This window comes from Viridibacillus arvi, assembly GCF_001274945.1.
GTDB lineage: Bacteria > Bacillota > Bacilli > Bacillales_A > Planococcaceae > Viridibacillus > Viridibacillus arvi.
Window position 1 is genome coordinate 944,992 of sequence record NZ_LILB01000001.1, and the last position, 25,168, is coordinate 970,159.

Here is a 25,168-nt window from a genome sequence, read left to right on the forward strand (position 1 = left end):
TTAAGTACGCATTTTCCATTTCTAATTGTTTGATACGTGCCTCCAATGCCTCGACAGATCCTTCGGTTGGTGTTGGTCTTGTTGTTCTTTTTGTTTCATTTTTCATGGATGGACGCCCCTTTTTCTTAGAAACAAGGGCATCATAACCACCGACCTCAAACTTCATTTTCCAATTTCGAATCATGCCAGGAGATGAAATGTTAAATAGTGCNTAGTACATTCATTTTATATTCAGCAGAATATTTTGTATAGGACTTTAAGAAAGTCTCTATACCATTTTCTCGATAACGGCGAACCCAGTCACTGACAACCCGAGTTGTGACGCCGATTTCTTTGGCAATTTCACTCATAGTTTCATATCCATTTAAGTATCGTTGAACCGCTTGAATACGTTGTTCAACTCGTACTTTTGCCATAAAAAAACCCCCGTAAAAGTTAGAATGGTGTCTAACTTTTACGGGGCAGTTCAAAAATTGCGTAGTGCTTTTTAATACTCTTTTTTCTTTATTGCGTCAAATTCTACTGAAATTTGTTATATCAATAGAATCACTTCGTAGGTACATCTAAAGTTGGATGCTCATTACTTAAATCGTTGTAATGCCACCATTCTGAATTGATTGTTTTGAAGCCCGATTGAGTCATAATCTTCGTTAAATAGTCCATGTTTTTTTGCGCTGTTTTAGAGTTCCCTTTATAGTAACGCCCTGCTTTAGCTGAAAATGAGTCAAATTTGGTTGGCATTTTTAGTTCTTTACCTTTTGAATCCACTAATGTCACGTCCACACTGACTCCTTTACTATGATTGGAATCTAACGCAGGATTTGCGACATAGTTGTGGTTTTGAATTTTGTTGTACATTTCCCATTGCACAGATAAAGGTCTATAAACGTCCCAGATTTTAATCTTACACCCTTTTTTATTGGCCAGTTGATTGGCTGTTTTTAGTTTTGCTGCCGTCGATTTTGCCACCAATGCTTTACTGTCTTTTGGGTATAATGCATATCCCATGAAGTTTTTCTTCGTCGCATATTTTAAATCTATGACAAAGCCATCTTTCTCGGATAATTCAACGAGACCTGCATCCTTATAATTTGCCGGTGCTGATGTTAGGTATTTACCAGAGACCCAACCTATTTTACCGTTAGCACTTACTTTGTACCAACCTTTAGAGTACTTACTCGCTTTCACAAATACCCCTTTTTCAACTGTCATGATTTTTTTGTATTTTGTGCCGATCCCTTTTCTCATATTCACAGCTGTTGTTGCTTTTAATGTTTTATTTAGTGACTTTTTAGCTGGTGAGGCTTGAGCAGATGCTGTCTGTGATAACCCAGCGATACCAAGAGTAAACAGTAAGCCAAGCACCGAGCTAGCAATTAAGATTTTTTTGATATTCAATTTCAAGTTCAGCTCCTTATGTACTTTGCAGCTTTGGAGAATTCACTACCAATCTATAACCTTTATTTTAGCAATACATTGATCGATGAATCATTTGTATTTGTTTGAATATGCCAGTTAATAGAAAGCATTTGCTCAAGAATATGTTGGTCTTCTTTTGAAAGATTTAAATCCATTATTCCTGAATCACAAAGTTGATAGTCTTCTCCTTCTATTTTATGAAAACGGAATTTCAATAAGCTTTTCAGTCCATTGAATGTTAAAAATTTCACAGAGTAACCTTGAGTTAATGCACTTTCAAGAGTATCTTTATCATCTTGATATAAAGTAACTAAATCATCTAAGTTAAGCGTTGGATCATTTTCTTTCCAGTTTTCCATTTGTTGTTTTTCTAATCCCTCAAGAATTTGTTCATTTGAAATGGCATTATCACGTAATTTTTCGATTGTAAATGCATTCATCATATTAATTGCTACTACTGACATTGTCATACACCCTCTACTAAAATATTTTAAACAGTGAAAACTTCATCAAGTATTTTTCAGAATATAAAAACAATAACATTTAGAGTGCATTTCTTCAATATGACGCATGATAAAAATAATTTGAAGATGCAATAATTTGACTACTGAGAATCGTCCTCCAAATAAGATATATTACTATACTTGCGCCTTTACTTCCTCACTTTTTGAAATACAATGCTATACAAAATTTAATTTCCATTCATCGAATTATCAGTAATGATATCGAATTTTGCGAATATACATGTATTAATACTAAAAAGGAGATGGATCAATTGGGTGCTAAATGGATTAAGATTGCTGTCCTGTACTTCGCGTTGGGAATTGGTTATGGTCTGTTTATGCATTACACTATTCAGTTGAAGTGGGCTGCAACACACGCTCATATTAACCTTGTCGGTTGGGTTTCTGCTGCCATCATTGGACTTATTTATTCTGTTTATAAAGATGCAGGCGAGACGACTTTAGCTAAGGCTCAATTTTGGTTATTTAATATCGGTTTACCGTTCTTATTATTGGGCATGATTTTTATTTATGTCGATGTACCACGCGGTGTTATGGAGTTTTGCGTATCAGGTGGTGGCTCAGCAGTTGCTTTATCTGTTGTCCTCTTTGTTGTAAACGTATACAAAAATATAAAGCCTAAAACTTAACGTCTCCTCAAAACAGATTCCTATCAATATTAGGAGTCTGTTTTTTTGTTAAAATTACATTTGACTAACCACCTCGTTATGCCAAACCTCATTTGCTAATGCTTGAGTTTGAATACTCCTTGTCTGACGCTTGATTGCTGTATAAATTGCTCCATGTAAATGCAGAATTCTTCCCCGTTTATATGCATGAATAATTGATAGTAAAGCATTTCGATATAAAATTTCATTCGCTTCTAACAAAATATTTCTGTCGACTGCTGCTTTTGCTTTGTAAATAGTACCCGTTATGCGGTAAAGCTCTTCCATTTGGAAAAAAGGGGCAATTACTTGAATAGCAGAAGGTAGTTTTGTTATTAAGCCATCTTTTAATGCGATTCTTTCATTCGCTTTTTCAGCTATTTCTCGTATTTCTGTATCATATGTATTTTTAGTATTGCTAGTTTTTATAGGGGCTTCTTTGGGCGGACATTGCGGTAGGACATCTGCTTTTGGAGCTTGAATGACAATAGCATTTGAGGATTGCCTACGATCTCCATTATGTCGCTTTAATGCATATTGCTTAATAATGCCCAGAGATTCTAATGTATTACAAGCACGACGCACGGTCCGAATATTCACCTCCAACATATCAGCAATTTTCGATTTCGCTAAATAACAAACACCAATATATTTACAGGCAAAACGCGCAAGTAAATCCAAAGTGGCTAGTTCTGATTTAGTAAGCTGATTACTGAAATTCTGCCGATGATTATTAATTGCTTCGTTTAATTTGCTAATTGATTTAAATGATTGAAGTTTCAAATATGTTTCTGCTGTGTTAAGTAATGTGGTTGTCATTAGTTTAGTCCCCTCTCCCTTTATTAGTTATATAGAGGGTTTTGGGTGATAGGGGGACAGGTTGGTGGGGATTTATTTAAGATGGGGAGTTTGATTGTTGCACAATCTCTGTTGTTTGTTGTGTTATTGCTGTTGTTTGTTGCACTAACTCCGCTGATTGTTGCACTAACTCCATCGTTTGTTGCGCTAACTCGACCCTTTGTTATTTAGCAGAATATTCACGTCTTCTTAGAACACTAATCCATGTTATAGTGGATTAATAATTTGGCTAGTATCAACAAAAAACCACCTCCGTAGAAAAAAATCCCTACAAAGGTGGCGAATTTAACTTATATTATTCACTTTCAATATAACAAGTTTTCTCACGTGTGTATTCTAAAATAGAATCGGTGCCAAAGCCGCTTTCTTTTACACCGCCAAATGGTAGTTCTGGACCTACTCTTCGGTAAGTATTGATCCAAACATTTCCTGATTCTATTTGTCGGATTAGTCTTTGTGTTCGATTCAGGTTAGAAGTCCAAATGCCTGCTCCTAAACCGTAAGTCGTGTCATTTGCTATGGCAATGGCTTCCTCTTCTGTATCAAATGGAATAACAGTTGCTACTGGGCCGAAGATTTCCTCTTGGCAAATGCGCAGTGAATTATTGTCTACTTGTATGAGTGTAGGTTCTACCCAGTAACCGTCAACTAACTCGGGATGTTCAGGTAATAGTGTTCCGCCTCCGTGTCGGCCTCCGAAGATAATTTCGCCACCTTCTTCTTTTCCTATCGCGATATAAGCGCAAACTTTCTCATACTGAGCAGCATTCGCGATGGGTCCCATAGTGCTTGTAGGGTTCATTGTATGACCTAACTGTATTTGTTCATTTAAAAGATTTTTCATTTTGGTGATCATTTTATCAAAGATAGATCTTTGAATTAAGATTCTTGATCCACCTACACAGAATTGACCAGCGTTGCCACTGAAAATGCCATTAAGTGATACACCGTATGCAGCTTTATCTAGGTCTGCATCCTCAAATACAATGTTCGGTGACTTCCCTCCCAATTCCAAAATCATTGGTTTCGGATTTTCAGCTGTGGAGTTGGCAATGGCCTTGGCTGTTCCACCAGAGCCTGTTAGACTGACTTTTTTAACTTTTGGATGACGAACTAATGTCTCCCCTACTTCATTTCCTAAACCTGAGACAACATTCAGAACGCCTGGTGGGAGAATTTCATTGATGAGTTCCCCATATCGTAAAGATGCGACAGATGCCAATTCAGAAGGTTTGATAATGACTGTATTACCGGCAGCAAGTGCATAAGCAGCCTTTACGGTGAATGTAAATAATGGCGCATTCCAAGGAATGATTCCAACGACCACACCAAATGGTTCGCGTAATGTATACCCTGTACATGTAGGACCTAATTGGACTGTTTCTCCTTTACTAGCTATTGCCGTAGCTCCTGCTGCATCATACCAAAAGCTCGCTAAGCTAGGTATTAGCCCATATTGCGTTTCCCGAAACACCCAGCCATTATCTTGAGTTTCTAAAGCAGCTAATTCTTCACCATGCTGAACAATGTAATCACCTACCTTGCGCAAGTAAGTAGCACGATCTGTAGGAACTAATGTGGACCAATCCACAAAAGCTTCATTTGCAGTCTCTACAGCTAGTTCGGCATCTTCTTTTGTACCACAAGGAATTGTTGCCCAAACCTTTCCTGTTGATGGATCAATACTATCTAAATGGCCACCTGATGAAGAAAGCAAATTACCATTAATGATATTTTGATATTCTCGAATTTCATTTGCTATTTTCATAGTCAGTCTCCACCTTTTAAAAGATATTTATTCAAAAATACTCCCGTTTACCAACCAAGTGCAACTGCTGCTTGCTGATAATGCTGTTCCGTATTCCCTAAATAATTTTCGTAGTATCGTGCACGCTTAACAAATAAATGACAATCGATTTCCTCAGTGAAACCTATTCCACCATGGATTTGTATATTATGAGCAGCAATATTATTAAATGCTTCCGTTGCAAAAAGTCGAGCACAAGAAATAGCTTGAACACGATCAGCTGCATCACTTTCTAATGCCCAATTAGCATAATGTGCTAAAGATCGAGCTGTCTCAAGGTCCATCTTCATATCTACAATTCTATGTTTAATCGCTTGGAATCTACCAATTGGCTGACCAAATTGCTCGCGGATATTAGCATACTCCGTAGCCATCTCAACAATTTTCTCCATACTACCTACGATTACAACTGATAAAGCTGCATTAAATGATAGTAATCCTTCTTGCAGTGTTTCCCAACCTTGATTGATTGGTCCTAACAATTGATCTTTTGCAATTCGGACGTTATCAAATGTTAATTCTGCAACTCGTCTTGTTTCATCAATATTCTTTTGTGGTTTGAGCGTTAAGTTCGCTGACGCTTTATCCACGATAACGAGTGAAATTCCTTCATCGGTGCGTACTAACGCTATGAAATAATCAGCTATTTCAGCATCTGGTACTAATGTTTTGACACCGTTTAGGATAAAGTCTTCATTATCATTAGTAGCTGTCATATTAATGCCTGATGGATTATAGCTACCCCCTGGCTCTAGCCAAGCTATAGAAAATAGCGTCTCTCCACTTGCAATAGAAGGTAAGTACTTTGCTTTTTGCGCATCTGTTCCAAACTTCTCTATTAACGGTACTGCTAGAGCATTCGTTTCTACAAATAATCCAGGTAAGATTACACGTCCTATTTCTTCTAAAACAGGTACTAGATCAAGAGCACCTAAACCCATTCCGTCATATTCTTCTGGAATATTAATACTCGGACATCCTAATTCAGCCATGCCTACTATGATTGACTGTAGTAATTCCGTGTTTCCTTTACTATATTCTCGAGCAATTTTCGTTTGCTCCACATCATCTAAATACTTTCTTACATACTCGCGAAACATTTCTTGCTCTTGGCTTAAAGAAAAGTCCATTTGACTCACCCACCTTTTTTATATTAACGGCCCATATCCTTTGGCAAACCTAGAATGCGTTCCGCAATTGTATTTTTTTGAATTTCACTCGTACCGCCGCCAATCGTTTGACCAAAGGAGTATAGGTAATTATCCTGCCAATAAGAATTACCGGTTACTGCGTCTTCCTTCCATAAAATCCCTTGATGTCCTTGAATGGATATCGACTGGGAAAGTAGCTCTTTTGTTAGCTCACTAACCATCAATTTATCCATTGAGCCTTCTGCACCAGGTCTTCCTGTTTTTATAGTTTTTGTTAAATTTCAATAGTAATTTAATAAAGAACCACGGGAACGTGTATATAAATCAACCATCGATTTTCGAATAAGTGGTTTCGAAATTAATGGTTCACCATCTTCTTTTAAATCTTTTGCTAATGCAGCTAGCTCATTAAATTGCTGCTCCAATGTGAAAACTTGTGCACCAATACCTGTTCTTTCATGCATTAAGAGTGCAATGATTACATGCCATCCTTCATCCACTTTACCGATAATTTCTGCATCATACGCGACTGCATCGTTCAAATAAACTTCATTAAAGTCATGCTGTCCATCCATTTGGATGATCGGCCTTGTTTCTACACCTGGTTGATTCATATCTAAAAGGAATACAGTAATTCCGTGATGTTTCTTTTCAAAACGGTTAGTGCGCGCTACTAAGAAACAACGGTCAGCTATATGACCAAAACTAGTCCATACTTTCTGCCCATTTATAATCCAGCGGTCTCCGTCCTTGACTGCCGTTGTTTGAATAGCCGCTACATCAGAACCTGCATTTGGCTCTGAATACCCTTGGCACCAAACCTCTTCACCAGTGAGAATCTTTTGAATGAACTTTTCTTGTTGTTCCTCTGTTCCAATTTGCATTAGTGTTGGACCGACCATGTGAATACCTACATAGTTAACAAGTGGTGGTGCTTTCACTCGAACCATCTCTTGGTGATAAATAATTTCTTCCATTAGTGACGCTTTTCGACCACCGTATTTTTCTGGCCAGGCAATTGCAGCCCAGCCCCCTTCATATAACTTTCTTTGCCAGTTTCTTAAAAACTTCGCATACTCACCTTCATCGGTAGGTAATTTACTTGTACCTTCTATCCAACCTTCTGGTAAGTTCTCCTCCAACCATGTTCTTAGCTCTTGTCGAAACTCTTCTTCCTTTTTAGTAAATGAAAAATCCATAGTCTCTATCCCTCCTTCTTTTAACAATTAGATTTAGGCTTGAACCCACTGTGGCATTGCTCTATCTTCTGTAATGTCTTCCCATATCATTTTGACAGGTAATCCTACTTGAATGTCATCTGGTGAACAGTTCAAGACATTGCCGATTATTTTCACTTGTGGTAAATGTTCTAATTCCACTACAGCTATGATGAGTGGACAATCATTTTGGAAGCCTGGCAAAAATGGACGGTATGAAACGACATATGAATAGACCTTACCTAAAACCGTGCTACCTTGACTCTCCCAACACAGGTCAGTACTGCCGCATTTAGTGCAGCTAGGACCAGGTGGCTGTGCATATTCATTGCAACTTTTACATTTTTGTAAAACTAACTCGTGTTTATCTGCTCCGTCCCAATATGGATGATTGTCTTGAGTTTTTAATGGAATCGGCTTTTCATATCCGACTTTTGTTGTCTCTCCCATTGTCATTCCTCCTATTTTCTTAGAATCATTGCACCAGCAATATCCGGACCTGCCCAACCAGTACAAATGCCGATTTCACAGTCTTCTACTTGACGCTCGGTTCCTTCATATTCATGACGGACTTGTCGTACGATTTCGAGGACGTTATTCATGCCATGCGTATAACCTTCCGATAGCATTCCTCCAGCTGTATTTGTAGGTAATTTACCATTCATTCGTAAGTTTCCAGCTGCTACAAAATCTCCTACTTCTCCGCGAGGTGCTAATCCGTAGGCTTCTAATTGACGCAAAACTACCCAGCTATAACAGTCATAAATTGACGCAACTTGAATATCTTCTGGCTTTACTCCTGCCATTTTATAAACCTCAGGTGCAACATAATCTGCAGCTACTTCATCTAAGTTTTTCCAATAGTGTGCATGTGAAACACATTGTCTTGCAGCCATTCCCATAATGTAAACAGGCTTTGATTTGCAATCTTTTGCTCTCTCTGCAGAAGTGACAATGATTGCATTCGCTTCGTCAGATTCCAAACAGAAATCATGCTTATTAAACGGATAGCTTAGTGGAGCTGTTTGTAAATACTCTTCCATAGATACAGGTTTGCCATAAAAGAATGCTTTAGGGTTTCGTTGCGCATGCTCGTATGCGCTGACACATACGTGCCCAAGATGTTCTTTTGTTAAACCTGTTTCATGCATATGCCTTGTCGCAAATAATCCAAACCATTGCGAAGGGCTTCCTGCACCATAAGGTATAATGAAGCTGCCACCTTCAATTGCTGTCTGAAGAAGATCGACACCCCAACCACCGCCCCCCATTCGTACGCCTGATCGGCCATTCATAGAGCGATATATTAATACGGTATTAACTTGACCTGTTTCAATCAAACCAATTGCATCCGCGATTAACATCTCCGTACTACTACCACCACCCATAATATCCTTGACATATTTTGGGCGAACACCAAGATAGTTTGCTACTTGATGAGCTGTACATGAGTCATTCTCTGAATAACTCATAAAGCCATCGATATCTTTTGCCTCAAGGCCAGCATCATTTAATGCGGCTCGTGCTGCATCTAATGCCATATGTAATGGCGTTGTACCAGAATTTTTGGAACGTTCACTTTCTCCCACACCTACAATTGCATAGCGATCTTTTATACTTGCCATTTTTACTATCTCCCCTTTCCGTTTCACTCCATTAAAAGATTAAAATTTCAATACAACTTGACCTGAACCGACTACATGTGAGGCTTCTTTCTCTGCAGTGAGATCAAGTACGACAAATTGCTTCCCGTCTTCTACATACATACGATTAACTAGTGCCTTACACGTTATTTGATCTCCAGGAACTGTAATAGCGCCAAACCTCATTTTAAAATTAGTTGGAACTGCTGTAGTACCAGCTAGTTTCATTACATATTCGCTAAGAAAGCCCATTACCAACATGCCATGTGCAATTACACCAGGCATTCCCACTTTCTGCGCAAATGCGTCATCCGTATGTAACGGATTAAAATCCCCTGAAGCACCTGCATACTTAACCAATTGAACTTTTGTGACAGCTGGTTTCGTAAGAGATTCAAGCTGTTGTCCTTCGTGTAAATCTACGTAACTCACCATATTCATCTGCCTCCTTACTTGGGGGCTTAAAGTCGTCTTTAGCCCCCCAATATTTTCTTAATACTAGTTATTAGCTGCTACGCCCGCTAAAGGTCGATAAATAATGTTCGTACGACTGATGACAACTAATTCACCAGAGGGATCCTTTATTTCTGTATCTAGCACTAAAAATTCCATTGGTCCTTTTTTTCCTTGCCTTTCATACACATCAGACACCTTCATTTGACAATGTAATTTATCTCCTGGTCGAATCGGACGGTGATAGATGAATTCCTGTTCGCCATGTAGCATTCTTTTGTGATCTAGTCCTAAATCAAGATTTTCCCCACTATCCTGACCAATAGCGATTGGAAAAGTTAGCGGTGCAATAATGCCTCCATATATCGTTGTAGTCGCATACGCTTCGTCCACATATAAAGGATTCGGGTCTCCAATTGCCTCAGCAAATTGTCGAATATGTCTTTTTTCCACTTCAAAAGTGAATTCTGCTCCTGTTAAACCTTTTAAATGCGCCAATTCCATACATTTTCTACCCCCTAATTGTCGCTATCAAATCTGTTTTATTTTTTACAACAAGCATGGCATCAGCCGCTTTTACTCCGTTTTCATATACGATCAACGGATTTATATCTAACTCTTCAATTGAACCCTTGTAATCTGTTACTAAGGCTGATACCTTCAATAGCACATCAACAATCGCATCCACATCAAGCGCTGCTTTACCTCTTGCACCTTTTAATATGTCTTTTCCTTTTAATTCATCAATCATTTCTAGTGCATCTTTTCTTAAGATAGGAGCAACTCTAAATGAAATATCTTTATATATTTCTACGAAAATACCACCTAGTCCAACCATGACAACTGGCCCAAATACTGCGTCATTGTGGGCACCTATAATTATTTCAACTCCATCAGCTAACATTTCCTGAACTGAAACACCATTGATACTTGCGTTCTGTTTATAGTGACTAGCATTAGCAATAATTTGATGGAATGCTTGCTTTACTTCTACATCGTTCGTTAAATTTAATCGAATGGCATCCGCTTCTGTTTTATGTGGAATATCTGGTGAATCCACTTTTAAGACAACTGGATAACCGATATTATTTGCGTACTCTACAGCTTCTTCCGCTGTTTTTGCAATCATACGAGTCGTCGTTGGAATTTGATAACGTTTTAACACTTCACTCGCTTGCGCTTCACTTAAAGTGGCACCAGATGTTAATAAACTCTCAACATCATATTTTTTATCACTCTCTACATTAGTAGTGTCATTATTTTTTTGATTCTCTCGGTAGTACTGACCATACTCTACTAATTTCGATAGCCCTCTAATTGGATTCAGATGACTTGGTACAACGGGTATACCATTTTTCACAAGTTCCTCCGTTGCTGGTGGATAGCTCATTCCGTCTAATGTAAAGGTTGTGATGCAGACATACTTATCAGAACTATTACAGATTTTAATGAACTCTTGTAAGAGTGGCGATTCTGCTGTCCAACTATGTGAGAACTCTGTGAAAACAATATTATCCACTTCCGGATCTTCAACAAGGGCTTTTAATGGTGCTAAAAATAACTCTGGATTCGTAACAGATGCTGCAGCTGTGAGATCAATCGGATTGGAAACGCTTGCAAAACTAGGTAGATTGCGTTTAATCTCAGATGTTGTCTTACTACTAAGAGGTATAATATTTAATCCATAAGCTTCACATCGATCAGCTTCATTTATCCCTCTGCCTCCCGAGCTTGTAATAATTACTGTATTTTTCCCTTTAGGTAGCTTCTCTTTTTAAAAAAGCTTAGAAAAAGAGATGATATCTTCATAATCGTCTGCTCGCACAATACCCGCCTGTTTGAAAAATGCATCATAGATTTTATCTGATCCTGCTAGAGATCCTGTATGAGAAGCAGCCGCTCTACTACCTGCTGTGCTACGTCCTGTTTTCATAATAATGATAGGCTTGTTTCGATCCAATGCTTCTTTTGCTAAGCTTTTAAGTTTTTCTGGATTTTTGGCACCTTCTAAATAACCGCTTATAATGTTTGTGTTGGGATCGTGAATCATATATTCCGCGAAATCGGAGAATTCCGATTCCATTTCATTCCCTGTGCTCACGAAGTAATTGAAACTGACTCCATTTTGCGCGGCTGCCATATAAGTTAATACTCCAAATGCGCCACTTTGAGAGACATAACCTACGCCCTTTTGACCATCTGTTGGAACTGTTAAAATAGCTGGAGAAAAAGTACCGATTAAACCGTTCGAAACGTTCACTAACCCAACGCAGTTAGGTCCAACAATTCGAATACCATTTTCTCTAGCAATCTCAGTTAACCTAGTTTGCAGTTCTATTCCCTCTTTACTCGTTTCAGAGAAGCCCGCTGCAAAAATAATTGCTGCCTTAACTTTCTTTTCTACACATGCCTCAATACCTGCCTCTACTCGATTTGCAGATACACAAAAAATTACTAAGTCGATGTCACAAGGAACATCTTGTAAAGTTGGGTAACATGTTAATCCAGCGATTTCGCTAGCAGAAGGATGTATCGGATAAATATCACCAGTAAATTCACCATCTAACAACGCCTTAACTTGTAAATAACCGATTTTGTACTGGTTCTCAGAAACACCAAGAACTGCAATTGACCGTGGTTTAAACAAAGCTTCAAGATCCTCATAATTCTTCTTAACTTCTGTCATCTATATCCCCCCATCTGCTGAATAGTTGAACAGATACATATCTGTTCAATCAGTGTACCGCTAGCCGTTTATAATTCTTGAAATTATAATTCACTAAACTTATATAATTATTAGGGTGTGAAAAAAATCTATATCCCCTTAAAAGTGAGGATTGACAATAGGTTGTCATTCGATGAAAAAATCATCTATTCTCGATAACCCCGACATCACTGCAAGCCAACCCCGACAATGATGCAACATACACGCATTGAAGTAGGTGAATGATTTCTCTGGTAGGTTATTAAACTCCTCCTCAGTAGGTTAAATCCTCTCCTCAGTAGGTTAAATCCCATCCTCAGTAGGTTAAATCCCATCCTCAGTAGGTTAAATCCCATCCTCAGTAGGTTAAATCCCATCCTTAGTAGGTTAAATCCCATCCTCAGTAGGTTAAATCCTCTCCTCAGTAGGTTAAATCCTCTCCTCAGTAGGTTAAATCCTCTCCTCAGTAGGTTAAATCCCATCCTCAGTAGGTTAAATTATTAAGAACAACAAAAAACCTCTGCAGTTCTGCAGAGGTTTTGATTCAAGTTAAGTTTCATATATATCTAGCCATTTGATAATTTTTTTACGTATTTTTGCTGAAGGGGTTATGACGGTTCTTTCAATATTGCTGACGTAAGAAGGTGATATTTCTAGTGCCTCTGCTACTTGGAACAATGTGAGTTGTAAACTTTTGCGACAATTTTTTAATCTTTCCCCTAGTAATTGTTGGGGATTTTGAGCATTCGGAATAACAGGAAGTTGCTGTTCCTTATTTCGGCCTTTTTGTTTTATTTCAATTGAACGGTAATGGTCCTTAATAATTTCAGGGGGCTCAATTAGAACAGATGCATTTAACCACATTCGCGACCATCCTTTATAATCAGCAATTGCTTCATCCCATTTTTCATAATGCCATGAAGCAATTACACCATCATCAAGTAACGTATCCAATGCCTTTTCGAAACGCTCTCTTGTTCGGGAAGGCGTTTTAACGTTCACTTTTTCTCCTATTGATTCTAGCAATGTATGAATTTTATTTGGTTGTAGAAATGAACCTTTCCTTGCTTGCGTTCTCCAACGCCAGCTAAAGTATCTGGATAACCTTTTCTCCCATAATTGTTTATAAGGGTGATATTGCAGAGCCTTCATAGAGAGCAAAGCCACTTGCCTACTAGAACCATTTAAATATTTCGCAAACACTTGATCAATTGTAAAAGTAATATTTTTAGCGCAATTCTTTTCTGAAATCGAGTATTCTTGGCCATGTTCATCTTTAAAAATAAATGTACGTCCTTGCAATTTTATTTGTACAGGCTTACCTTTTTCATAAATAGTCGCTTTATCAATGCTAAGCCATATACTTTGAATATTTGTTAGCGATTTTAGAATTTGCTCCTTTTGTTTCGCTTCAAATCCGCCACGGCGTCCTTCTCCACCTAGCTTGGGCTTCAAACCTCTCAATGCTAATAAATCATTCAATTCAATTTCAATTATTTCCTCATTATGCTTTACTCTTGATAAAAAGATTCCACAAAGCGCATCAAAGACATCCACATCAACATCTGTCAATGATTCAGCAACTTGCCAAGCTTTTTGAATAGTTGTTACGTTCGGATTAACGAGATGATTGTCAGTTTCTATCTTAGGGCTAATTTGAATAAAACCTTCTGTATTACCTTTATTAATTCTCTTCGTTGGCCAAGGTGACTGCTCGATTTGACTAAAACCTTTTTTAAATATAGCCTCTCTTACTGCTTGATATGGTGCAGAATTCATTACAAATAGATGATTATGAATCATAAAATTATAAGCAAAATCTCGAAGTTTGGAGATTAATAAACCCTTTGTTTCTAGTGAGCCTTTATGTTGATGAATACTACTTTCTATTTCTGGAATTGCTAGTTTCCCTAACTTTATCTCATCTATGATGCTTTGAACCCATTGCTGTACATAGACATTCACTATTTGTGCAGTCTTCTCAACAAATTCAGTATTTTCAGAAAAATTAGTAGTCAAATAGCTATAAAACATTTCATTTAGTTCTCTATCATCTAATTTAGATAATTCCTCTGCCTGACTAAACAGTTCAACTTCTTCTAGCATCCTCTCAAATAATTGATGCCTAAACCAGCTATAAAAATCCTCCCAAGTAGATGACTCTGCTAAAAATGAATTTACTTTCAGTGAATTTTGTAATTGGAGAAGCTTTTCTTCTATTACACTAGGATCTGATAAAATAGGATGACTTTTTATATGTGTTTGATTGCTCTCTGCTAATAAATAAAACATTATGTTTTTGGCGATTTCTGCAATCATTTCATCTCTAGCTTTTAGCCTTAGGTTCAAAAATACCTCTTCATTTTTTTGATATACTGCTTCTTTTATAATGAAGGTCTTTGCAAGTAGTGCATTACCTGCAGCTTGTATTTTAAATATTTCCCCATGCATTTGATGCTGATTAAATAAAGATTCATAATCAATTGATTGCTCGTTTGATGCAGGTATATACAAAACAAAAAAGTTATCAACTTTGCTCGCATACTGTTTTGTTAATTCTGCCATATAACTATTATCTGATACATTCTTCTTAAAATGGGATTGAATATCATTTATTTGCATATGTACCTCCTCCATCAAGATCCAAATTCTCTCACAATAGTCCTAAATTTCAACGGATGAGTCACAAGCTGTTTTATATTGCATCATTGCAATAACACAAAAATACTTTACCTCTATACATTCTACAATCAAACTGTAAACCCTTTCATATTTAAGTTTAAATGCTCGGAAAAACTAAATTTTTCTATTTTTCATTTGAATTTCAATAACTTTTATAGATTATTGTTGCAATATAGATAGATTGGGATGATTGTTGCGCTATGTCTGTTGTTTGTTGCGCTATCTCCATTGTTTGTTGCGCTAAGTCGTCTGTTTGTTGCGCTAACTCCATCGTTTGTTGCGCTAACTCGACCCTTTGTTATTTAGCAGAATATTCACGTCCTAACAAAGCCCCATATGCCTCCTCTCAATCAAAAAACTCCACAGAATAACTCTGTGGAGGCCTATTTTTACATATTCAATTGGTTTTGTTTATATAGTGTTATTACCATACCACCTACGCCAATTATGCCAAATATTAAAGAGGCAATGCTATAGCTTAAAGCTTCTAATCCTCCGATATCAATGAAACTTACAAATGTGTAGATGACGCTTACTAATGAAATAATATAAAATACGTTGAAGATCTTGGAGCTTTTCAAGTATTCAGAAAGTATGAGTATAAAGGCTAGCACGCTGCTGGCTAATATAAAGATCAACTAGACCACCTCTTTACTTTTTTCATTATATGCAATTTTATATAGAATATATTTGCTTTAAATAGCGCCCATTTTGTCCTTTTCATTGAAAGTACAGCCTATTCTAGGTGGCTGTTTGGAGAGCTTAAACTTTCATACTCTCAATATGCTCATTTCGTAAATGAACTTTTTGGATTTTACCAGATGCTGTTTTTGGTAATTCATCTGTGAATGTTACACTTTTAATCGCTTTAAAATGAGCTAATTTTGAACGGGAGAAGTCGATGATTTCCTGTTCTGTTACTTCTGCATTTTCCCGTAAGACAACATAAGCATGTGGTGTTTCTCCCCATTTCTCATGAGGAATAGCAATAACTGCTGCTTCTAAAATAGCGGGATGATCATAAAGAACGCCTTCTACTTCTATAGAAGAGATATTCTCACCACCACTTATAATAATGTCCTTTTTGCGGTCTGTAATTTCAATATAGCCCCTTTCATCAATGGTTCCCACATCACCCGTGTGGAGCCATCCATTTTTAATTGCTTCTAATGTTGCTTTCTCATTTTTCCAATAGCCTTTCATTACGCCATTACTGCGAACGACTATTTCTCCTGTTGCTGTACCATCATGAGGCACTTCTTCCCCGAACTCGTCCACTACTTTTACTTCGGCACCAATCATCTGATATCCTGCTTTTACTTTCAAACGAGATTTTTCATCATCTGATAAGTCACTTAACTGTGGGAGAATTCTAGAAATGAGACTTAATGGTGAAGACTCAGTCATACCGTAAACCTGGATAAATTCCCATCCTAGTTCTTGTTCCACTTTTTTGATAAAGGCATGGGGTGGTGCAGATCCTGCAAGGACAATACGTACCTTTTGGTCAACAACAGGTTTATGTTCATCATAATATTGTAATAGCGAATTAAGTACGGTTGGTGCCATATGGACAACTGTTACTTTTTTCGCTTCAATTTCACGGAAAATTGCCTCTGGTGTTGCCTTCTTCAAGCAAATATGTGTTGCACCATTCGCTGTATAATAAAATGGGGCACCCCAGCCATTTACATGGAACATCGGTAATACGTGCAAGTAGATATCCTCATCTGTTACCCGCAAATGATGCATCGAACTTAGTGCATGTAAATAATTGTTGCGATGCGTCAGCATAACCCCTTTTGGATCACCTGTTGTACCACTTGTATAAAGTAAACTGCAGACATCATTTTCATCCAATTCAGCACGTTTAAATGATTCAGGAGAAAATGTCGCTAGCCACACATCATAACCAATTTCCTTCGTTGCTTCTTCCTTATAATGCACAATGATATGTTCTACTGTTTGTAACAAGTCTTTGATTGGCAAGATTAATTCATATAAATCTTGATCTACCAATAGTACCTTGGATTCGCTATGATTTAAGATAAATAAATAGTCTTCTGGTTTTAATCGGATATTTAGAGGTACCATTATCGCACCTAATTGGTATATGCCATAAAAGCCTTCAAGCATTTCTACCGTGTTAGAAGCGAGATATGCTACTCGGTCTCCCTTAGCAACACCAATTGATTGTAATCCTCTTGAAAGTTGATTTACACGCCCTTCCAACTGGCGGTATGTAAATACTCTCCCTTCGCATTGCACAGCTTCCTTATCACCGTATAGTGTTACTGCACGATCCAGGAACTGTGATAAAACTAGTGGTACATTCATCCCTAAACACCCTTTCTATTTTATGGAATTATTACCATTTTACATTTGTTAGATAATTCTGTCATCTCAAATTTATAAAAATAGCAGCTTTCTGTCGCTTTAACCATACAGTTGAACGTAGTATTCGTACACTAGCGGTGGAAAATTGCTTGTATCCAACGAACGAAACAAACGCTATTATTCCAAGAAGGAGTATGGTAGCATAATAGTATTTTGGATATAATTGTATAATAATACTTTATATAGATATTATAATAAATTATTAGTTATGAAAGGAATGATGAAGATGAAAAAAGAACAACAGGTGATTGGAAAGTAGAGTGTATTTTCTCTTTTCAATCAAAAAACTTTAACTATTTATTGAAAAGAGGAGAATTATGTATACAGATAACGAGCTAACGATTCGACCAATTATGGAAAATGATCTCTTTCGATTATGGGAGCTTATTTATAAGGACGAACAACCTGAATGGAAAAAATGGGATGCCCCATATTACCCTCATAATTCCATGACTTATGAAGAATTCTTGCCTTCCGCGGAAAAATGGATAGGGAAAGAAAACTTTTGGGTTATTGAAGTAAATGGTATTATCCGAGGGATTACTTCATATTACTGGGAACACGAGCCTTCACACTGGCTAGAATTAGGAATTGTTTTCCATGAAGCAAATACCTGGGGAAAAGGACTCGGTACACGTACTCTGAATTTATGGATTAACCACTTATTTAATTCTTTACCATTAGTTCGTGTTGGTTTTAGTACATGGTCAGGAAATGAACGAATGATTCGTGTGGGTGAAAAGTTAGGTATGCAAATGGAAGCGAGAATTCGCAAAGCACGTTATTACAATGGTCAGTATTATGATTCTATTCGTATGGGTATATTAAGAGATGAATGGGAAAATGCTAAATAAGTTAATTTAGGGAGCGATTTTAAATATCCTCCCGTAAAAAGCGTATTCGATCTTCATATCGAATACGCTTTTTAAAATTCAATTTAACTTTAATAAGTTGATGTAAATGCAAAAAAGAAGCCAAGAGCAGAACGCCTCTTGACTAACTCATTTACTATTAATTTCATGTTTTACTATATAGTCATCTCTTCTTTTTCGGATAAGCTAAAATCATTTTGGTGAAAATATATAAAAACAACATGACCAATATTAAATGAATCATCGAATTAGTTTTATAAAAGAGATTAATCGTCGTATATAGTAAGACGGGGTATGTACATGCATACATGGCCATTTTCCAAAGAAGCTGATATACGAGCTTCCTCTTTGAAACGGTTCTTATTAGTAATCCTGTAGTTGCAAGTACTGAAATACTTGTAATACCTGTCAAGATGACTAATAGAGGGTATAAAGTGAAGACTAATAGAAAAGTTTTATCAATGTCGCCTTTTGCTATAAACTCACTTGCCATCTGTATGCCATTTGGTAGCGCTATTACAAAGTGCATAAGTAGAATATACAATAAGTAATCTTTCGTCTTGATACGGTTTATTTGATAAACTGCCTTCTTTTTTGGTAATGATAAACTTACTTTAAATGTAGTAACAATGCTCATTCGACTAATTTAACTCCCAATTTTATTAACTTTAATATACTATGCTCTAAAGTGATTAATAGCCATTATTCTCGCTGGTTGATCTGCTTCTAGTAAATCATCTTCATGATAGATAGCTTCAATTGGGCATACCGTTTCACATGCACCACAATCAATACATAGTCTAGGGTCTATCAGATATTGGTTCCCTACAGGTTTTATACAATCTACCGGACATACATCTAAACAAGATGCTGCTTTTTCATCCTGACACGCCTCTGTTATAACAAAAGCCATTTTGAGTTCCCCCTTGTCTATATGAGCTGTTCTTTCAATATTTGCGGACTTTGCACCCAGTAATCTTCATTGAAGCTTTTCAAAAAGTGATAGAGTAATTGTTTAGACTTCGAATCTAGATGATCCAGAATCACATTCCCCTTCATCGCCTTATCCAACATATTGACTTGCTCTGGAAGGGATTTATAACCTAATTTGATACGTCTTTCTTCTTTCGAAACTAATACTTCACTAGCTGTACAACCTGCATAATATGCTCCACTACTTGAAGTTTGCATAGCAATCCAGACAATCCAATAAGTAAAATAATCTTGTCCCGCATGCTCACGATTTGGTGCAAAACGCACTTTTTTCTCAATCCGACTTCGTCCATGTAATGCTTCCATATCTATAAAAACGTCTTCACGCTCTACATCAATAATGACCGGTGTAATATTATTTAAATCGAGTGTCCCTACGCCAAAACCACCATCGCCATTCGTTGAATCACTACTTAAAATGTTAAACTGTATCTTTTTCTTAATTGGTTCCATATCCCTGCCCCTCTCTTATATACGATTGAAATCATTAAGAGCTACGACTACTTCTATTCATTAGTTGATTGATACGTTTAATATAAAGATTCTAAAGTCAACTAGCAATACAATCTAGCAAAGTTCATTCAATAGTCTGAATGTTGGTTTGGAATACTTTTTGAATAAAAATAACTCAAAAAATCAGTTTTACTGTAAATAAAAAGAAAGCACTATTGATCACAATGCTTTCTTTTCTGGTAATTTAATATGTAGGTTGATCAAAAAGGTTAATTTTTTTGTAGCTCTTCTTCAAAGAAAGCCCCCTTTAATTGAAATAATAAAATTACGCTTTTATTTGTTTATTAAGAAAGACCAACAGATTCTTTTGTGCTTTTTTACTACGAATTATTTTTCTAACACGAATTGTACTTTGTAAATGGCGTCTAACTTTTTTACTTACAAAAAACAAACGGTGATATCTTTCATCTTCGTATATATTCTTAAACCAATCATGTTGTTTTAACCGATCAATATTTTGGTCAATTTTTTTCGTATTTAAAGTTTCACTATATCCAATACTGCCAAATAATCCAGCAATAAATTCTAACAAAAAACTGATCATACTTACTCTTATCCCCTTCTACTTTTGAGAATGCTACGATAATTATTACTAACGCTTTTTTAAGTAACCTACCTCAAAACAGATATTATTTATGGTATGTATATTTGGTAGTAAAATTGGTCAAAAAAACACACCCTCTTATCTAGCGGGTGTGTTTTACATTCACTTAGTATATATTATCGCAAAAAAGCATTAAAAATCTACAAGCATAAAAATTAGGTCCAACACATTGATAAAAATGTGAACCTGTGGTAAATTTATATAGATATACTCTTTGAAATAAAGAAGAGTAGTATATCCCTATTTTAAATTATACAATATATTTTTTCGTTTGTCAAATCCAATTTTTTTAAGGAGTGGTTGCTATGGGTTCAGAATTTCTGCAGGAGCAAAAACGTGTGGATAGTGTAATAGAGACAATAACGGAGCGCATCAGCAAATTAGAGGAAGAAACTTCTCGACGTCAAAACGAACTGGTTAATATACGTAAACACTTCTTTGATGAAGTCAAAGTGAATCTTGATACTTTTGACGATTATCTTGAGACCATCATCGGCTTGAGACAAGAGGCTCAAGCTCTAACTGTAAGTCAAAGCACCGATCGACATGTATCTAAGCAATTGTCTACGCTTCGACGTATGAAGGCGGTTCCCTACTTCGGCAGAATCGATTTCATTGAAGAAGGAGAATCTGCTCAGGAACAAATCTATATTGGAATTTCCACACTTACAGATGCAAGTGGCGAAGAATTTCTTATCTATGACTGGAGGGCACCTATCTCAAGTATCTACTATGAGTACCAGACTGGACCGGCTAAGTATGCAACACTTGAGGGTGAAATCAAAGGCATTTTGGAGAAAAAGGGGCAATATCTTATCCGTGACGGTGTTCTTCAATCCATGTTCGATACGAGTATCACCATTGGAGACGAGATTTTACAGCAGGTACTGGGCAAAGGCACAGATAAACATATGCACAATATAGTAGCTACTATTCAACAGGAGCAAAATCGAATCATCCGTCATGATCGTGGAAAACTGCTTATTGTACACGGTGCAGCTGGAAGTGGTAAGACATCGGCCGCCCTGCAGCGGATTGCTTTTTTACTCTACAAAAATCGCGAAAGTATGAATGCTGATCAAATAATTCTATTTTCACCAAATTCGATGTTTAACAGTTATGTATCCAATGTCCTTCCAGAACTTGGAGAAGAGAATATGCATCAGGTCACATTTCAGGAATACTTAGACCAGCGGCTGAGTAAAGAGTTTCAAGTTGAAAATCCCTACGAGCAATTGGAATATGTTTTAACTGCTACGAACTCCCCTTCCTACAAGTCAAGGGTTGCGAGCATTCGATTCAAAGCATCACCTCTTTTTTTCAATGCGATCGAATTATATATGAAATCGTTAGAGTTCTCTGGAATGAAATTCAAGGACATGATCTTCAGAGGAGAACCGATTGTTACTGCAGAGCAAATAGCAAAAAGGTTTTATAGTAATGACAATTCACTCCGCTTCCATAATAGACTTGAAAAGTTAAAGGATTGGCTAGTTAAGAAAATCAACGAAACTCAAAAGGCTGAACTGACTAAGCCGTGGGTACAGGAAAAAATCGAGCTACTTAACGACGAGGAATACCACAAGGCCCATACCTACTTGGCAAAAAAACGCGGCTTTACAGGAGAATCGATTGCTGATTATGAGGTTGAACCTGAAGTACTTGCACGATTGATTGTTCAACAGAAATTGAAACCGTTACGTAAACGAGTCGGAACATTTGGTTTCATCGACATTAAAGGAATATATAAGCAGCTTTTTGCTGAACCACTGCAGATCAAACAGTGGATAGATGGAGAAACACCCGCGGAGTGGGGGGAGATTTGTCAAGCAACGCTGGAAATGCTGGATGAAAGCAAACTATCTTATGAAGATGCTACTCCATTCTTATTTATGAAAGAGATGATTCAAGGCTTTCAGACGAACGGTTCGATAAAGCACATACTTATTGACGAGGCTCAGGATTATTCACCGTTTCAATTCGAGTTTCTAAAGCGTTTATTTCCTTCGGCAAAAATGACTGTACTAGGTGACTTTAATCAGGCAATATTCGCCCATGCAAGTGAAATGGATGATTTTCGTACACTAATGAGCTTATACGGACCGGATGAAACGGAAGTAATTAACATGACACGCAGCTACCGATCCACAAAACCGATTATCGAATTTACACGCAGACTAGTACCTAACGGCGAAGGGATTATTCCATTCGAACGCGACGGTGAGCTACCCGTACTTACACATTTGCTTAATCACACTGAACTGCACCACTGCATCGCATCCAAAGTTGCAACTTTACGAAGTCAACAATATAACAGTATCGCTATAATATGTAAATCATCTAAGGAAAGTAAGAGTGCATTCGAAGCCTTGTCTCACATCGATGATATTAAGCTCGTGAAAAGCGGCTCGATTGAATATGAACAAGGAGTTGTTGTCATACCGTCGTATTTGGCTAAAGGCATTGAATTCGACGCTGTCATTATTTATGATGCATCAGAGCAAGTATATGGCGATGATAGCCTTCGCAGAGCATTTTACACCGCCTGTACTAGAGCTATGCATCATTTGCAACTTTACAGCGTAGGTGAACCGACCCCATTATTGCGAAACGTCTTGCGTGAAAGTTACATCCAAGCTTGATTTAATCTAAATTTTAAAATAAACACATTAGGCAATTAATTAATTAAGAATAATATTAATCAGCCGAAAGTATGTAAGTTTTTATTCACCGCTTACATATTTTTCGGCTTTTTAGATTTTAAAAATACATCCTTATAAGAATCACTTTTAAATTGATTAACCTTATAGTTCTTTCTTACATTTTACAGTTATAAATTTTACTGGCGGTTTATTTTTCATGTTCTTATTTGGCTCGTCAATCTCTGAAAACTCTACCAATCCATATTTCTCGAATTCTTGTTTTATGGAGTCAGAATCATAAAAATACATTTTAACGCCTTCCATTATCTCAAAATAGTCTTTATCCAATTGTTTCCCCTTTCCAAACATTGGGGCTTTTTTTGAAACAGTTGTAAAAATCATATAACCATTTGGTTTTAACTGATTATAGCAATCTCTAATAAACTTATCTCTCTCAGGTTTATTCAATAAGTGAATAAGTGCATGGCTAAATATACCGTCATAGAGTGTTTTATCAAAAGGCATGTCAGTTACTGAACCCTGAAAAATACTAATATCAAGCCCGTTTTGCCTCGCCAAATCAATCGCTGTTTTTGAAATCTCAATACCTGTTACATTTATTTCATTATCAATAAAAACCTTTGCATTTCTACCATATCCAATACCTGGTACCAGTATGTCCTTAACATTCTTTTCAAGGAAAAAGTCCTTTGTCACAATTGCGGAGTCTGTAGGTTCAAACCCCCACATCGTTTGTTTTTCTATAAAACTTGATTCCCAGAATTCCGTCATATCTCTATCTCCTCTTTGTTTTATTTTTATTGGGATGCTATCTTGTTTGACGCTAATGTTAAATTCAAATAATGTTTATATGCCTAAACTCCAATAAATTAGGATTCACCAATTCAGTTCTTCTATAATATTTGGAGGCTAATACATAAACTTTAAATTTCAAACAAGTATATTACAGACTCTTTATATCCGCAATTAATTTGAATCGAACTCTTTTACAATTACCCATCTCTTTCGTAAATGTGATAAAAATAAGGATATTGATTTTCTTCAAATCTTTCTTCCTTGGATAAATTACTTTTCGATATCAGCAAGCTGCAAAAGGAAGAAGCATTACCATGAGCATGTCCCGTAAAGGTACGCCCGCTGATAATGCCCCATAACTATATACGAATACAAATGAAATGAAACGAAACAACCAGTCGCCGGTACAATACCGACAACTGATTGGATAAATACTTTTTTGATCTATCCGGTATAAACACTTTCACATGTTCCAGCTGCTGGTTCATAAAAACAATGATTTTTAAATTGACCAGTAAAAGGTTGACCGTACCATGTTGGAGGACATTCAGCATATGGATTAAAATACCAAAGTGCAAAATGCGCTGGATGTTGTCTCCAAAAATCTAAATTTTGCTTTGCTAATCTTTTTTCAGAAGATCTCGCTCTTTGATAAAATAAATTCCCTTTTTGAACAGCTTCAAAAGAATAATTTCCTCCTTGCACCTGATAAATGACATCTTCAATTGTTCTTACATCTTTAAAGTCTAAGCAATCAGCTACAGCACGATTAACAATGACATTCCCAACATATAACATCCCTTGGTTTCCTTCACCCTCGGCTTCCGCCCTCATCATTCTTGCCATTAATGCAACGTCTGCATCTCTGTATTTAACTCTTGGCATTTTTTCACCCCATAATTATTATATGAAAAAGGTCTTTATTGTTGACATTAATAAAATAAGAGTGCTTTGTTTTTAAAGCTTTACCATTTCCAAAAATCAACTTAATTTTTCTAAATCCAACTCACAATAAGAATGATACTTGCTCCCCCCAAGCTGTAGTTGCAACTATCCACCAAACAACGGATTGAGTAGTTGAACTTTTCTTTCTTTCCAGTTGTTTAGCAATTGGCACCACTCTTCAACTCCTGCCCCGTTAGTTGAATAAAAAACATACTAACATTAGTAGTACAAACCATGGCCATGGTTTGTGCTACTATTTTTTTATAGTAGAAGTGAAGGAA

At 36.8% G+C, this 25,168-nt stretch carries 25 protein-coding genes and 3 pseudogenes; 3 read left to right on the plus strand and 25 right to left on the minus strand.

All coding sequences use genetic code 11. The features are described 5' to 3' along the window. The 4 genes and pseudogenes from AMD00_RS23455 to AMD00_RS04475 form a co-directional block, all read right to left on the minus strand. On the minus strand, positions 1 to 211 hold a 211-nt coding region (locus AMD00_RS23455), incomplete at both ends, for a helix-turn-helix domain-containing protein (protein WP_211258610.1). Position 212: 1 nt separating this feature from the next. After that, positions 213 to 416 (minus strand): annotated as a pseudogene (locus tag AMD00_RS24290) (helix-turn-helix domain-containing protein); the annotation flags it as partial. Between the two features lie 130 nt (positions 417 to 546). Next, positions 547 to 1,398, minus strand: a complete 852-nt coding sequence (locus tag AMD00_RS04470) for a M15 family metallopeptidase (protein WP_157059170.1) — start codon at positions 1,396 to 1,398, stop codon at positions 547 to 549. A gap of 62 nt (positions 1,399 to 1,460) precedes the next feature. Beyond that, entirely contained in the window at positions 1,461 to 1,883 is a 423-nt protein-coding gene (locus AMD00_RS04475; protein WP_053415869.1) for a hypothetical protein, read from the minus strand. 311 nt (positions 1,884 to 2,194) lie between these two features. On the opposite strand from AMD00_RS04475, the gene AMD00_RS04480 reads away from it, so the two are divergent. Continuing rightward, the gene (locus AMD00_RS04480) at positions 2,195 to 2,572 is read left to right on the plus strand and encodes a hypothetical protein (protein WP_053415870.1); all 378 of its coding nucleotides are present in this window, start codon (positions 2,195 to 2,197) and stop codon (positions 2,570 to 2,572) included. A 54-nt stretch (positions 2,573 to 2,626) separates the two neighbouring features. On the opposite strand, the gene AMD00_RS04485 is transcribed toward AMD00_RS04480, so the two are convergent. The 15 genes and pseudogenes from AMD00_RS04485 to AMD00_RS04540 form a co-directional block, all read right to left on the minus strand. Continuing rightward, the gene (locus tag AMD00_RS04485) at positions 2,627 to 3,409 is read right to left on the minus strand and encodes a helix-turn-helix domain-containing protein (protein ID WP_053415871.1); all 783 of its coding nucleotides are present in this window, start codon (positions 3,407 to 3,409) and stop codon (positions 2,627 to 2,629) included. Between the two features lie 334 nt (positions 3,410 to 3,743). Further along, positions 3,744 to 5,216: an aldehyde dehydrogenase family protein gene (locus AMD00_RS04490; protein WP_053415872.1), complete on the minus strand. Its 1,473-nt coding sequence runs from the start codon at positions 5,214 to 5,216 to the stop codon at positions 3,744 to 3,746. A 47-nt stretch (positions 5,217 to 5,263) separates the two neighbouring features. Further along, positions 5,264 to 6,385, minus strand: a complete 1,122-nt coding sequence (locus tag AMD00_RS04495) for an acyl-CoA dehydrogenase family protein (RefSeq protein ID WP_053415873.1) — start codon at positions 6,383 to 6,385, stop codon at positions 5,264 to 5,266. A 23-nt stretch (positions 6,386 to 6,408) separates the two neighbouring features. Continuing rightward, positions 6,409 to 7,605, minus strand: a pseudogene (locus AMD00_RS04500) (acyl-CoA dehydrogenase family protein). Between the two features lie 33 nt (positions 7,606 to 7,638). Then, the gene (locus AMD00_RS04505; protein ID WP_053415874.1) at positions 7,639 to 8,073 is read right to left on the minus strand and encodes a Zn-ribbon domain-containing OB-fold protein; all 435 of its coding nucleotides are present in this window, start codon (positions 8,071 to 8,073) and stop codon (positions 7,639 to 7,641) included. Between the two features lie 11 nt (positions 8,074 to 8,084). Then, positions 8,085 to 9,248 (minus strand): thiolase C-terminal domain-containing protein, encoded by a 1,164-nt coding sequence (locus AMD00_RS04510; protein ID WP_053415875.1) that lies wholly within the window; start codon positions 9,246 to 9,248, stop codon positions 8,085 to 8,087. 39 nt (positions 9,249 to 9,287) lie between these two features. Continuing rightward, positions 9,288 to 9,701 (minus strand): MaoC/PaaZ C-terminal domain-containing protein, encoded by a 414-nt coding sequence (locus tag AMD00_RS04515; RefSeq protein WP_053415876.1) that lies wholly within the window; start codon positions 9,699 to 9,701, stop codon positions 9,288 to 9,290. 63 nt (positions 9,702 to 9,764) lie between these two features. Beyond that, positions 9,765 to 10,223 carry a MaoC family dehydratase N-terminal domain-containing protein gene (locus tag AMD00_RS04520; RefSeq protein WP_053415877.1) on the minus strand — a complete coding sequence of 153 codons (459 nt, stop codon included), beginning with the start codon at positions 10,221 to 10,223 and terminating at the stop codon, positions 9,765 to 9,767. A 7-nt stretch (positions 10,224 to 10,230) separates the two neighbouring features. Then, positions 10,231 to 11,238 carry an acetate--CoA ligase family protein gene (locus tag AMD00_RS23865; protein ID WP_245639437.1) on the minus strand — a complete coding sequence of 336 codons (1,008 nt, stop codon included), beginning with the start codon at positions 11,236 to 11,238 and terminating at the stop codon, positions 10,231 to 10,233. A 39-nt stretch (positions 11,239 to 11,277) separates the two neighbouring features. Then, positions 11,278 to 11,460, minus strand: a pseudogene (locus tag AMD00_RS23870) (hypothetical protein); the annotation flags it as partial. Between the two features lie 33 nt (positions 11,461 to 11,493). Further along, positions 11,494 to 12,405, minus strand: coding sequence for a CoA-binding protein (locus AMD00_RS23875; RefSeq protein WP_245639438.1), 912 nt, complete (start codon positions 12,403 to 12,405; stop codon positions 11,494 to 11,496). A gap of 567 nt (positions 12,406 to 12,972) precedes the next feature. Then, positions 12,973 to 15,045 carry a helix-turn-helix domain-containing protein gene (locus AMD00_RS04530; RefSeq protein WP_053415878.1) on the minus strand — a complete coding sequence of 691 codons (2,073 nt, stop codon included), beginning with the start codon at positions 15,043 to 15,045 and terminating at the stop codon, positions 12,973 to 12,975. A gap of 202 nt (positions 15,046 to 15,247) precedes the next feature. Then, positions 15,248 to 15,376 (minus strand): hypothetical protein, encoded by a 129-nt coding sequence (locus AMD00_RS24100; protein WP_281173033.1) that lies wholly within the window; start codon positions 15,374 to 15,376, stop codon positions 15,248 to 15,250. Positions 15,377 to 15,494: 118 nt separating this feature from the next. Further along, a complete protein-coding gene (locus AMD00_RS04535) occupies positions 15,495 to 15,743 on the minus strand; it encodes a hypothetical protein (protein ID WP_053415879.1) in 249 nt (82 codons plus the stop codon). 124 nt (positions 15,744 to 15,867) lie between these two features. Continuing rightward, complete coding sequence (locus tag AMD00_RS04540; RefSeq protein WP_053415880.1) at positions 15,868 to 17,442, minus strand: long-chain-fatty-acid--CoA ligase; 1,575 nt, start codon at positions 17,440 to 17,442, stop codon at positions 15,868 to 15,870. A 377-nt stretch (positions 17,443 to 17,819) separates the two neighbouring features. Here AMD00_RS04540 and AMD00_RS04545 point away from each other — a divergent pair, with 377 nt between their 5' ends. Beyond that, a complete protein-coding gene (locus tag AMD00_RS04545; RefSeq protein ID WP_053415881.1) occupies positions 17,820 to 18,356 on the plus strand; it encodes a GNAT family N-acetyltransferase in 537 nt (178 codons plus the stop codon). A gap of 181 nt (positions 18,357 to 18,537) precedes the next feature. On the opposite strand, the gene AMD00_RS04550 is transcribed toward AMD00_RS04545, so the two are convergent. From AMD00_RS04550 to AMD00_RS04565, 4 genes are all read right to left on the minus strand, one after another. Further along, positions 18,538 to 19,011 (minus strand): DUF1189 family protein, encoded by a 474-nt coding sequence (locus AMD00_RS04550; protein ID WP_053415882.1) that lies wholly within the window; start codon positions 19,009 to 19,011, stop codon positions 18,538 to 18,540. 39 nt (positions 19,012 to 19,050) lie between these two features. After that, positions 19,051 to 19,287, minus strand: a complete 237-nt coding sequence (locus AMD00_RS04555; protein ID WP_053415883.1) for an indolepyruvate ferredoxin oxidoreductase subunit alpha — start codon at positions 19,285 to 19,287, stop codon at positions 19,051 to 19,053. Between the two features lie 17 nt (positions 19,288 to 19,304). Continuing rightward, a complete protein-coding gene (locus AMD00_RS04560; protein ID WP_053416784.1) occupies positions 19,305 to 19,811 on the minus strand; it encodes a YwhD family protein in 507 nt (168 codons plus the stop codon). 334 nt (positions 19,812 to 20,145) lie between these two features. Next, positions 20,146 to 20,424 (minus strand): hypothetical protein, encoded by a 279-nt coding sequence (locus AMD00_RS04565; RefSeq protein ID WP_053415884.1) that lies wholly within the window; start codon positions 20,422 to 20,424, stop codon positions 20,146 to 20,148. A 365-nt stretch (positions 20,425 to 20,789) separates the two neighbouring features. On the opposite strand from AMD00_RS04565, the gene helD reads away from it, so the two are divergent. Further along, the gene (helD, locus tag AMD00_RS04570; protein ID WP_053415885.1) at positions 20,790 to 23,126 is read left to right on the plus strand and encodes an RNA polymerase recycling motor HelD; all 2,337 of its coding nucleotides are present in this window, start codon (positions 20,790 to 20,792) and stop codon (positions 23,124 to 23,126) included. Between the two features lie 162 nt (positions 23,127 to 23,288). On the opposite strand, the gene AMD00_RS04575 is transcribed toward helD, so the two are convergent. Further along, positions 23,289 to 23,918, minus strand: a complete 630-nt coding sequence (locus AMD00_RS04575) for a class I SAM-dependent methyltransferase (protein WP_053415886.1) — start codon at positions 23,916 to 23,918, stop codon at positions 23,289 to 23,291. A gap of 468 nt (positions 23,919 to 24,386) precedes the next feature. Continuing rightward, positions 24,387 to 24,827 carry a cell wall hydrolase gene (locus tag AMD00_RS04580; protein WP_053415887.1) on the minus strand — a complete coding sequence of 147 codons (441 nt, stop codon included), beginning with the start codon at positions 24,825 to 24,827 and terminating at the stop codon, positions 24,387 to 24,389. Positions 24,828 to 25,168 lie beyond the last annotated feature (341 nt).